We start from the raw sequence: 11,217 nt of genomic DNA on the forward strand, positions 1-11,217 counted from the left end.
ATCAAGCGTGAACAACTCAACCCCCATCAAACGCCTGGTCCTGCGCCTGTCGCTGCTGGTGGTGGTGATGTTTGCCTTTGGCTTTGCCCTGGTGCCGATTTACGACGTGATGTGCAAGGCCTTCGGCATCAATGGCAAGACCGCCGGGCAGTACGAAGGGGAGCAAGTGGTCGACCCGAGCCGTCAGGTACGGGTGCAATTCCTGTCTACCAATGCCATCGACATGGTGTGGGAGTTCTACCCCAAGGGCGATCAACTGGTGGTCAATCCGGGCGCGGTCAACGAGATGGTCTTTGTTGCCTACAACCCTACCGGTCAACCGATGTCGGCGCAGGCAGTGCCGAGCATTTCGCCCGCCGAAGCGGCCCGGTACTTCCACAAGACCGAGTGCTTTTGCTTTACCCAACAGGTGCTGCAACCGGGTGAACGGATCGAAATGCCCATGCGCTTTATCGTCGATCAGGCCATGCCCAAGGATGTGAAACACCTGACGCTGGCTTACACGCTGTTCGATATCACCGCTCGCCATCCGCCCGTCGCCGCCATCGCCGGCAAGGCCGCTGACCAGCCTTCCCGATAAGGAGAACGCCCCATGGCAACTCACGATCAGTACTACGTCCCGGCGCAAAGCAAGTGGCCGATCATTGCCACCATTGGCTTGCTGGTCACGGTGTACGGACTGGGGACATGGTTCAACGATCTGAAGGCGGCGCGGCCTGAATCCCACGGGCCGCTGATCTTTTTCGTCGGCGGTCTGATCGTTGCCTACATGATGTTCGGCTGGTTTGGCGCAGTGATCAAAGAGAGTCGCGCCGGGCTTTACAGCTCGCAGCTCGACCGCTCCTTTCGCTGGGGCATGACCTGGTTTATTTTTTCCGAGGTGATGTTCTTTCTCGCCTTTTTTGGTGCGCTGTTTTATGTACGCCACTTTGCCGGCCCGTGGTTGGGGGGCGAAGGCAGCAAGGCAGTGGCACATATGCTGTGGCCCGACTTTCAGTTCACCTGGCCACTGCTGCACACCCCCGACCCTGCCCTGTACCCGCCCCCCAAAGGGACCATCAGCCCGTGGGGCTTGCCGCTGCTCAACACCGTATTGCTGGTCAGTTCCAGCGTCACCCTGACCATCGCCCACCATGCATTGAACAAAGGCCATCGCGGCGCGCTGAAGTTCTGGCTGGGGCTGACGGTGTTGCTGGGTGCAGGCTTCCTGGGGTTCCAGGCCGAGGAATATGTCCACGCCTACAAAGAGCTGGGGTTGACTCTGGGCTCAGGCATCTACGGTGCGACCTTCTTTATGCTCACCGGTTTTCACGGTGCCCACGTGACCATCGGCGCGCTGATTTTGCTGATCATGCTGATCCGTATTGTGCGCGGTCACTTCAATGCCGAGCACCAGTTCGGATTCCAGGCCGCAACCTGGTACTGGCATTTTGTTGATGTTGTGTGGCTCGGCTTGTTCTTGTTTGTTTACGTGCTATGACGCGCTTTCGCCCTGGTTTTGCCCCCACGCTGGTGGTGTTGGCGGTGCTGCCGCTGCTGGTGTTTCTGGGCTTCTGGCAGCTTGACCGGGGCGAGCAAAAGCGTGAGTTGCTCAACCACTACGCCGAGCGTCAGGTGGCTGCACCGGTGACCGTCGGGCAATTGCTCACCTTCGATGATCCGGCCTTTCGCCGCGTGCAGCTGCGCGGCCATTTCGACGGTCAACACAGCCTGCTCCTGGACAACCGCATGCGCGATGGCAAGGTCGGTGTGGAGTTGCTGCAGCCCTTTCAGGATCAGGCCAGCGGCCAGTGGCTGTGGCTTAATCGCGGCTGGTTGCCATGGCCGAGCCGCCTTAAGCCACCCGAGTTCAGCACCCCGGAGCAGATACTGGATATTCAGGCCTGGGTCTACGAATCACCGGGAGCGCCCTTCCAGCTGCACCCCGACCCGCTGGGCGCACCCTGGCCACGGCTGGTGACGGCTGTGATGCCAGCCAAACTGTGGGCCGAACTGGGCCGTGAAGGCTTTGCCGACGAGGTGCGCATCGCCCCCGGGCCCGCAGCGTATCTGGCCGACTGGCCACTGATCTCCACGGGCATGGGCCCGGAAAAACACACCGCCTATGCCGTGCAATGGTTCGCCATGGCACTGGCGTTACTCGGTCTTTATCTGTATCTCGGCTGGCACACTGCTCAGGAGAAACGCCATGGGAACGGCCATCAATCCGCCTGAAAGCACACGCACCCTGCCCCCGACCACACGACGGCGCGGGCGCTTGCAACTGATCCTTATCCTGCTGCTCACTATCGGCCCCATGGTGCTGGCCACGTGCATGTACCAACTCAAATTCTGGCTGCCCGAGAGCCGCAGCTACCACGGCGAGCTAATCGGCAACGGGCAAAGCCGCGCTGCCCTTGGGGTGACGGCCGATGAACAACGCTGGCAGCTGCTGGTGACCGCGCCTCAGGGTTGCGCTACGGATTGCCAGCAACTGGTGTACCTGGCCCGCCAGCTGCAGATCGGCCTGGGTCGCGATGCCTCCCGCGCAACCCACGCACTGGCAGCGGCACACCCCGTGGATGCGGCCTACGCGGCCAAGCTGCAACTCGAATACCCGCAACTGCAGCGCTACGCCCTGGACCTGCCAACTTATACGCAGGGAGCCGAGGGCAACGGTGCAGCGCAACTGTGGATCATCGACCCCCACGGCAATCTGGTGCTGCGCTACGCCTACGGGGTGATCGGCAAGGACGTGCTCAACGACCTGCGCCTGCTGCTGAAGCTGTCCAATATCGGATAGAGGGCTACGCCATGGCCAAAGCCGGATTTCGTCTCGCCTTGCTTGCCACCTTGCTGGCGCTGGTGGTGGTGCTGCTCGGCGCCTACACCCGCCTGACCCATGCAGGGCTGGGCTGCCCTGACTGGCCGGGCTGCTACGGTTTTATCAGCGTGCCCAAGACCGAGGCGCAACTGGCCCATGCCGAGCTGCATTTTCCCGATGCCCCGGTGGAGGCCGATAAAGGTTGGAGCGAGATGACCCATCGTTACTTCGCTGGCACCCTGGGCCTGATGATCGTACTCCTGGCAGCCCGTGCCTGGCGGCAGCGGCACTTGCCCGATCAGCCGCTCAAGCTGCCGCTGTTTATTCTGCTGGTGGTGATCGCCCAGGCGGCCTTTGGCATGTGGACGGTGACGCTCAAACTATGGCCGCAGGTTGTCACCGGGCATCTGCTCGGCGGCTTTGCCACCTTGAGTTTGCTGTTTTTGCTGACGTTGCGCCTCTCTGGCGTATTGCCCGCGCTGGCGGTACCGCGGCGTTTGCAACGTTGGGCCAGCGCCGGGCTGATGCTGGCAATCCTGCAGATCGCATTGGGGGGATGGGTCAGCTCCAACTATGCCGCCGTGGCGTGTGTTGATGTGCCGACCTGCCATGGCCAATGGTGGCCTGAAGCCGATTTCGCCAATGGTTTTCATCTGACTCAGCACATTGGCCCCAACTATCTGGGTGGGCAACTGGACAGCGAAGCCCGTACAGCGATTCACCTCACCCATCGTTTGGGCGCCATGCTGCTGACCGGCGTGCTGCTGGGTCTGGCCTGGCAATTGCGCAAGGTCGGCATGAGCCGTCTTGCGGGGTTACTGCTGGTGGCGCTGGCGGCACAGATCGGCCTGGGCCTGAGCAATGTGCTGTTTGGCTTGCCGCTGGCAGTGGCGGTGGCCCACAACGCCGGGGGTGCGGCTTTGCTGCTGACCCTGGTGCTGGTCAATTACCACGCACGCGCAGTGCTGGTACGGGCCCGGGCGCCACGATTTTCCCGCTGGACCTACAGCCTCAAAGGAGAACAACCGTGGCGACCTTGATGGGCGAGCAGGCACAGCGGGCGTTGTGGCGCGATTATCTGGAGCTGACCAAGCCCAAGGTGCTGGTCTTGATGCTGATTACGTCGCTGGTGGGCATGTTCCTGGCGACCCGCGCCGGCGTGCCCTGGCCGGTGCTGATCTTCGGCAATCTGGGCATCAGCCTGTGTGCCGGTGCTGCGGCCGCGGTCAATCATGTAGTGGACCGGCGCATTGACGCCGTCATGGCCCGCACCCACAAGCGCCCGCTGGCACAGGGGCGAGTGTCGCCGGTTGCTGCGCTGACCTTCGCTCTGTTGCTGGCGCTGGCGGGCATGGGATTGCTGCTGGTGTTTACCAATCCGCTGACAGCCTGGCTGACGCTGGCGTCGTTGCTCGGCTATGCGGTGATCTACACCGGTTTTTTGAAACGGGCCACACCGCAAAATATCGTTATCGGGGGGCTCGCCGGGGCTGCCCCACCGCTGCTGGGCTGGGTGGCGGTTACCGGGCAGGTCACCGCCGAGCCGTTGCTGCTGGTGTTGATCATCTTCGCCTGGACCCCGCCGCATTTCTGGGCCCTGGCCATTCATCGCAAGGAAGAATACGCCAAGGCCGATATTCCGATGCTGCCGGTCACTCACGGCGAACACTACACCAAGGTGCATATCCTGCTGTACACCTGTGCCCTGCTGGCAGTGAGTCTGCTGCCGTTTGTGATCCATATGAGCGGCTTGCTCTATCTGGGCTGTGCGCTAGGGTTGGGCGCACGCTTTCTGCATTGGGCGTGGGTGCTGTACCGTGGCACCCAGCCGCACGCGGCGATCAACACGTTCAAGTACTCTATCTACTACCTGTTCCTGCTGTTTATCGCGCTGCTTGTCGACCACTATCTGATGTTGAACCTATGACTAAAATTCAAAAGACCGTCTTTATTCTCGTTGCGCTGGTGGCCTTGGTCATGGGCCTGACGTTTAACAAAATGATGTCGGGTAAAAACCAGGGCGATAACACGTCGCTGATCGATGCCGGGATCATTTTGCTGCCGCAAAGCCGCCAACTGCCGGACGTGACGATGACCAACCAGGATGGTCAGCCGGTGGTGATGAATGAACTGAAAGGCAAGTGGAGCATGCTGTTTTTGGGCTACACCTTCTGCCCGGACATCTGCCCGACCACCCTCGCCCAGCTGCGCCAGATCAAAAGCGAGCTGCCCAAAGAGGTACAGGACAAGCTGCAGATCGTGCTGGTCAGCGTTGATCCCCATCGCGACACGCCGCAGCAGCTCAAGCAATACCTGGGCTACTTTGACCCGCAGTTTGTGGGGCTGACGCCGGGCTCCATTGAAGAGCTGCAGACACTCGCCAACGCGGTGAGCATCCCGTTTATTCCCGCCGATACCAGCAAGGCGAACTACACGGTGGATCACAGTGGCAATCTTGCGCTGATCGGGCCGGACGGCACTCAGCGAGGGTTTATCCGCGCACCGTTCAACAACCAGAAGATGGTTGCCCAGTTGCCGGGATTGGTTGAACGCAAGTAAGGAGGGGGGCTGCAGGTTACTGGGTGGGCGCTGGCTTGCCTGCGATGCAGGCGACACGGTCTTTCAGACAAACCGCAATGATGCCATCGCGAGCAAGCCCGCTCCCACAGAGGGGCGGGATTGCTCCGACAGTGGGTGTCAGAACGCCGGAACGATGGCGCCTTTGTACTTCTCAAGAATGAACGCTTTCACTTCCGGGCTGTGCAGGGCTGCAACCAGCTTTTGCATGTCAGCCGAGTCCTTGTCATCCGGGCGAGCTACCAGAATATTCACGTAAGGCGAGTCGCTGCCTTCGATGACCAGTGCGTCTGTTTCCGGGTTCAGCTTGGCTTCCAGCGCGTAGTTGGTGTTGATCAGCGCCAGATCAACCTGGGTCAGCACCCGTGGAATGGTGGCTGCTTCCAACTCGCGGAACTTCAGCTTCTTGGGGTTGGCGGTAATGTCTTTGGGTGTCGACAGGATGTTGGTCTTGTCCTTGAGCGTAATCAGCCCGGCCTTATCCAGCAACAACAGCGCACGGCCGCCGTTGGTGGCGTCATTCGGGATCACCACGGTAGAACCGTCTTTGATTTCATCCAGTTTTTTGTACTTGCTCGAGTAAGCGCCCAGCGGCTCCAGGTGAACGGCTGCAACGTTGATCAGGTGGGTGCCCTTGGCCTTGTTGAACTCATCCAGGTACGGTTGGTGCTGGAAGAAGTTGGCGTCCAGGCGCTTTTCGGCCACCTGCACGTTTGGCTGGATGTAGTCGGTGAACACCTTGACCTTGAGGTTTACACCCTCTTTGGCCAGTGCTGGTTTCACGAACTCCAGGATTTCGGCGTGAGGCACTGGGGTGGCCGCAACCGACAGATCGCCCGCGTGGGCCGAGAACGCCGCAACAGCGGCCACAGCAGCAAATAACTTCTTCATGCAGCAACTCCTTGGGAATACCTGAAATCAGGTATCTGCCAGCCACAGGCTGGCGGTTACGTTTATTAATCCGGGGGGTACTTACTTGCGCGAAAAATGCACCACCAGCCTGTCGCCAACGGTTTGCAGAATCTGCACCAGAATCAGCAGCAGCACCACCGTGACGATCATCACGTCGGTCTGGAAGCGCTGATAACCGAAGCGGATCGCCAGATCGCCCAGACCACCTGCGCCCACCACACCGGCCATCGCGGTGTAGCTCACCAGGGTAATGGCGGTCACGGTGATCGCCGCAAAGATACCAGGGCGCGCCTCAGGCAACAGGGCGCTGGTGATGATCTGCCGCGTGCTGGCGCCCATGGCCTGGGTCGCCTCGATGATGCCGCGGTCCACTTCACGCAAGGCAGTCTCCACCAGACGGGCGAAGAACGGCGTGGCGCCGACCACCAGTGGTGGGATGGCGCCGGCAACGCCCAGCGAGGTGCCGGTAATCAGTACCGTGAAGGGGATCATCACAATCAGCAGGATGATGAACGGCAGCGAACGCAGAATATTCACCGCCAGCGACAGAAAGGCATACACCGCCTTTTGCTCAAACAGTTGGCGCGGGCTGCACAAAAACAGCAGCACGCCCAGCGGCAGGCCCAACACGATGGTAAACAGCAGCGAACCGCCGAGCATCATCAGGGTGTCGCCGGTAGCCAGCCAGATTTCCAGCCAGTCGATATTGGAGAAAAAACTCAAAAAAGCGTCCATTAGCGCAGCACCTCCATATGAACGTCAGCGGCAACGAAGCGGGCGAACGCCGCTTTCATATCGCCACCGGTGATGGCGAGGGTCAATTGCCCATAAGGGGTGTCTTTGATGCGGTCAATACGACCGGCCAGGATGCTGTAGTCCACACCTGTTTCGCGGGCGATGGTGCCCAGCAGTGGTGCGTAGGTAGCTTCGCCCTGGAAGGTCAGGCGTACGATGCGACCAGGTACATGAGCGAAATCGTCGCGCTGCTCACTCTCGTCGATCTGCTCGTCTTCCTGCACAAAACGCTTGGTGGTCGGGTGCTTGGGGTGCAGGAATACATCGGCCACCGGGCCTTGCTCAACGATCACCCCCGCGTCCATCACTGCCACTTCGTCACACACGCGACGGATAACATCCATCTCGTGGGTGATCAGCACGATGGTCAACTTCAGCTCACGGTTGATCTCGGCCAGCAATTGCAGCACCGAGGCGGTGGTTTGCGGGTCGAGGGCGCTGGTGGCTTCGTCGCACAGCAACACTTTTGGCTTGGTGGCCAACGCACGGGCAATGCCCACACGCTGTTTCTGGCCGCCTGAAAGTTGGGCCGGGTATTTTTTGGCGTGATCAGACAGGCCCACGCGCTCGAGCAACTCTGCAACGCGCTTATCAATGGCACTGCGGGACAATTCACCGGCCAGTGTCAGAGGCATCGCGACGTTATCGGCCACGGTCTTGGAAGCCAGCAGGTTGAAGTGCTGGAAAATCATGCCTACCTGCTGACGGAAACGGCGCAGGCCGTTGGCGTCCATCGCGGTTACGTCTTCGTTATCGACGATGATTTTGCCGCCGCTCGGCGTTTCGAGGCGGTTGATCAGGCGCAGCAATGTACTTTTACCCGCACCGGAGTGGCCTATCAGGCCGAACACCTGGCCGCTCTCAACACGCAAAGTGGTGGAGTGCAGCGCGGGGATGTCCTTACCGGCAACCCGGTAAGTTTTATGAACGTTATGAAACTCAATCACGTAGCGAACCTTGTGGGCGCGTAAATAGAAGTTCAGCGGTAAGCCGGGCGCGCATTTTAGCCTGTCCGTATAGATGCACTTAGCATTTATTTGCGCACAAACCTTTGATTTGGCAATAAGACGACTAAAGGTCAGAAAAAAGGAACGACGGTAACGGCCAGACGTCAGTACTTAGGCAACTCGCATCCGCTTGGGCGGTATTTGTCTACAAAGCCCTTATCACAGGGCTTTCGCATACAAGGAGTTTAGTCTGATGAGCAGCAAAAAACCGTCTTCCAACAAGAGCCAGATGGCCGGCACCGACACCCTGGATCGTGGTAACACCAACGTCAAACTGGAAAGCCTTGAAACCTTTCGCGACGACGCCACCGATCAGGCCTTACGAACCAACCAAGGGGTGAAGATTGCTGACAATCAGAACACCCTCAAGGCCGGTTCGCGCGGGCCGTCGCTGCTCGAAGACTTCATCATGCGCGAGAAGATCACGCATTTTGACCATGAACGTATTCCCGAGCGCATCGTGCATGCGCGAGGCACTGGTGCTCATGGCTATTTTCAGGCGTACAAGTCCCACAGCGCACTGACCAAAGCAGGATTCTTGCAGGACCCCGGCAAGCAAACCCCCGTATTCGTGCGTTTCTCCACCGTGCAAGGCCCGCGGGGCTCCGGGGATACGGTGCGTGATGTTCGCGGTTTCGCGGTCAAGTTTTTCACCGACGAAGGTAACTTCGATCTGGTCGGGAACAATATGCCGGTATTTTTCATACAGGATGCGGTGAAGTTTCCAGACTTTGTACATGCTGTAAAACCTGAGCCACACAATGAAATCCCTACTGGCGGCTCGGCCCATGACACCTTCTGGGACTTTGTCTCACTGGTTCCGGAATCCGCTCACATGGTCATTTGGGCCATGTCCGACCGGGCCATTCCGAAAAGCCTGAGAAGCATGCAGGGCTTTGGCGTGCACACCTTTCGTTTCATCAACGCGCAAGGCCAGTCTAACTTCGTCAAATTTCACTGGCGCCCAAGTGTAGGCACTTGCTCGTTGGTGTGGGACGAAGCGCAGAAGCTCGCAGGCAAAGACACGGACTTCCATCGCCGTGACCTGTGGGACGCCATTGAGACGGGCGATTACCCGGAGTGGGAGTTCGGTGTCCAGATCATCCCGGAGGAAGATGAGCATAAGTTTGATTTCGATATCCTTGACCCGACCAAGCTGATCCCGGAAGAACTGATACCGATTACGCCATTGGGAAAAATGGTCCTCAACCGCAACCCGGACAATTTTTTCGCAGAAACCGAACAAGTCGCCTTCTGCCCTGGCCACATTGTTCCAGGGATAGACTTTTCCAATGACCCGTTGCTGCAAGGGCGCCTGTTTTCCTATACGGATACGCAGATCAGTCGCCTTGGCGGGCCGAATTTTCATGAGATCCCGATCAACCGTCCGGTGGCGCCATTCCACAACAACCAGCGTGATGCCCAGCACCGCAGCACCCTCCACAAGGGGCGTGCAGCCTACGAACCCAACTCGATCGATGGCGGCTGGCCAAAAGAAACCCCACCGGCGGCCAGTGACGGCGGTTTTGAGAGTTACCCGGAACGCATCGACGCCAACAAAATCCGTCAGCGCAGCGAATCATTCGGTGACCATTTCTCCCAGGCGCGGCTGTTCTTCAACAGCATGAGCAACCATGAGCAAGAGCACATCATTGCTGCCTACAGCTTTGAGCTGGGTAAAGTTGAGCGCGAGTCTATCCGTGCGCGGCAGGTGAATGAGATTCTGGCCAATATTGATTTGGGCCTGGCCAGGCGCGTCGCCGAAAATCTGGGCTTGCCCGCACCCAAGGCCGGTACGGTAGCTGAGCGCAAGACTCGCTTTACCCAGTCGCCGGCCCTGAGCCAGGCCAATCTGCTGGCGGGGAATATCAAAACCCGCAAAGTGGCGATCCTGGCGGCCAACGGGGTGGATGGCAAAGCGATCGATGCGCTGAAACAGGCGCTTGCAGCAGAGGGTGCCCACGCCAAATTGCTGGGGCCGACGTCAGCCCCGGTGAAAACCGCTGACGGCACATTGCTGGCTGTGGATGCGTCGATGGAAGGCTTGCCTTCGGTGGCGTTCGACGCGGTGTACGTACCGGGTGGCGCGGCGTCGATCAAGGCACTGAGCGGCGACGGAGTGGCCTTGCACTACCTGCTGGAAGCGTACAAGCACCTCAAGGCCATCGCCTTGCAGGGTGATGCCAGACAACTGCTGGACGTGCTGCACCTACAGGCAGATGAAGGGTTGCTGGCGATCAAGGATGCCCAGGATCTAAAAGCCTTTTTTGCAGCCATCGGGCAACACCGCGTGTGGTCACGGGAGGCCAGGGCCAAGGCAATACCGGCCTAGCCGAAAACAAAAAACCCGTAGCAGCCTTTGGCTGCTACGGGTTTTTCATGCCCGGATGTTTTATTCCGGTTTGCTGGGGATCAGCACCATTTGTGCGGGTACGTGGCGAATGACTTGACGGTTCAGCTTGAGGTCAAACCCGGGGTCGATCTTTTTAACCCGCTTGCTGATCAGTGTGGCCAGCCATGGATAATCCGCCGTACGCGGAACCTGCAGGCTGACGGCGCACTGATAATTGACGATATCTTGCGCGATCAAATCCAGTTGATGGCGAAGTTTGGCAATATCGTTGATATTCAGTGCAACAGTGGTGCTCTCGGCTGCCGGGTCGATCACCTTGGCCGGTGGTCGGGCCTCGGCAGCCTTGAGGGCGGCTTCAGCCTTGTCCAGCTCGGCCTTGCGGGCCTGGGCAATGGCGCTATTGACCCCACCGGTCAGTGCAGGGGCCTTGGGCATCAGGGCGCGGGCACGGCTCAGGGCGGTAGCTGCCGCGTTGACATCACCCTTTTGCAGGACGATCTGGCTGCGTTGCAGGTAGGCCTCGGCCAGTTGGCGCTGGTACTGCACCAACTGCGGATCATCCGGGGTTTGCGTCTGCAAGGCGCTCAATTGGTCTTCAGCGGTCGCGAGTTCACTGCTGGCCAGGTTTTGCTCCAGCTGTGCGATGGCCGTAGCGCGTGCGGCGGCGGCAGTAGTGTCGGCCGACGGCGTGCTTTGGCAGGCGCCCAGCAGCAGAGAAAATGCGGCCAGGAGCAAGTAACGGGAGTTGAACAGCTTCATTCCTGCGGCTC

The 11,217-nt window shown here is 59.5% G+C and carries 11 protein-coding genes and 1 pseudogene; 8 read left to right on the forward strand and 4 right to left on the reverse strand.

The genetic code is table 11. From position 1 onward, the window contains the following. Positions 1–7: 7 nt before the first annotated feature. The 7 genes and pseudogenes from EQV96_RS15870 to EQV96_RS15900 all read left to right on the forward strand — a co-directional run bounded on the left by EQV96_RS15870 (position 8) and on the right by EQV96_RS15900 (position 5,362). Positions 8–580, forward strand: coding sequence for a cytochrome c oxidase assembly protein (locus EQV96_RS15870; protein ID WP_094999693.1), 573 nt, complete (start codon positions 8–10; stop codon positions 578–580). 12 nt (positions 581–592) lie between these two features. Continuing rightward, positions 593–1,480, forward strand: coding sequence for a cytochrome c oxidase subunit 3 (locus EQV96_RS15875; protein ID WP_094999692.1), 888 nt, complete (start codon positions 593–595; stop codon positions 1,478–1,480). Continuing rightward, the gene (locus EQV96_RS15880) at positions 1,477–2,214 is read left to right on the forward strand and encodes an SURF1 family protein (RefSeq protein WP_094999691.1); all 738 of its coding nucleotides are present in this window, start codon (positions 1,477–1,479) and stop codon (positions 2,212–2,214) included. Before EQV96_RS15875 ends, EQV96_RS15880 begins: the two co-directional genes overlap by 4 nt. After that, positions 2,189–2,782 (forward strand): hypothetical protein, encoded by a 594-nt coding sequence (locus tag EQV96_RS15885; protein WP_094999690.1) that lies wholly within the window; start codon positions 2,189–2,191, stop codon positions 2,780–2,782. The genes EQV96_RS15880 and EQV96_RS15885 overlap by 26 nt, the downstream gene beginning before the upstream one ends. Before the next feature lie 11 nt (positions 2,783–2,793). Further along, positions 2,794–3,777 (forward strand): annotated as a pseudogene (locus tag EQV96_RS15890) (COX15/CtaA family protein); the annotation flags it as partial. A 53-nt stretch (positions 3,778–3,830) separates the two neighbouring features. Further along, positions 3,831–4,730 carry a heme o synthase gene (gene cyoE, locus EQV96_RS15895; RefSeq protein WP_094999688.1) on the forward strand — a complete coding sequence of 300 codons (900 nt, stop codon included), beginning with the start codon at positions 3,831–3,833 and terminating at the stop codon, positions 4,728–4,730. After that, on the forward strand, positions 4,727–5,362 hold the full coding sequence (locus EQV96_RS15900) for an SCO family protein (RefSeq protein ID WP_240882182.1): 636 nt from the start codon (positions 4,727–4,729) through the stop codon (positions 5,360–5,362). The genes cyoE and EQV96_RS15900 overlap by 4 nt, the downstream gene beginning before the upstream one ends. Positions 5,363–5,500: 138 nt before the next feature. Here the strand turns inward: EQV96_RS15900 and EQV96_RS15905 are convergent, their stop codons facing one another. The 3 genes from EQV96_RS15905 to EQV96_RS15915 form a co-directional block, all read right to left on the reverse strand. Continuing rightward, positions 5,501–6,271: a MetQ/NlpA family ABC transporter substrate-binding protein gene (locus EQV96_RS15905; protein WP_094999686.1), complete on the reverse strand. Its 771-nt coding sequence runs from the start codon at positions 6,269–6,271 to the stop codon at positions 5,501–5,503. An 81-nt stretch (positions 6,272–6,352) separates the two neighbouring features. Beyond that, a complete protein-coding gene (locus EQV96_RS15910) occupies positions 6,353–7,027 on the reverse strand; it encodes a methionine ABC transporter permease (protein ID WP_094999685.1) in 675 nt (224 codons plus the stop codon). Beyond that, on the reverse strand, positions 7,027–8,034 hold the full coding sequence (locus EQV96_RS15915; RefSeq protein ID WP_094999684.1) for a methionine ABC transporter ATP-binding protein: 1,008 nt from the start codon (positions 8,032–8,034) through the stop codon (positions 7,027–7,029). Before EQV96_RS15915 ends, EQV96_RS15910 begins: the two co-directional genes overlap by 1 nt. Before the next feature lie 199 nt (positions 8,035–8,233). Here EQV96_RS15915 and katE point away from each other — a divergent pair, with 199 nt between their 5' ends. Continuing rightward, a complete protein-coding gene (gene katE / locus EQV96_RS15920; RefSeq protein ID WP_254925214.1) occupies positions 8,234–10,426 on the forward strand; it encodes a catalase HPII in 2,193 nt (730 codons plus the stop codon). 60 nt (positions 10,427–10,486) lie between these two features. On the opposite strand, the gene EQV96_RS15925 is transcribed toward katE, so the two are convergent. Beyond that, positions 10,487–11,206: a PA5502 family lipoprotein gene (locus tag EQV96_RS15925; protein WP_095020625.1), complete on the reverse strand. Its 720-nt coding sequence runs from the start codon at positions 11,204–11,206 to the stop codon at positions 10,487–10,489. Between the last annotated feature and the right edge of the window lie 11 nt (positions 11,207–11,217).

It is taken from the genome of Pseudomonas sp. TMW22080, from assembly GCF_022496745.1.
In the GTDB taxonomy this organism is placed as follows: domain Bacteria; phylum Pseudomonadota; class Gammaproteobacteria; order Pseudomonadales; family Pseudomonadaceae; genus Aquipseudomonas; species Aquipseudomonas bubulae.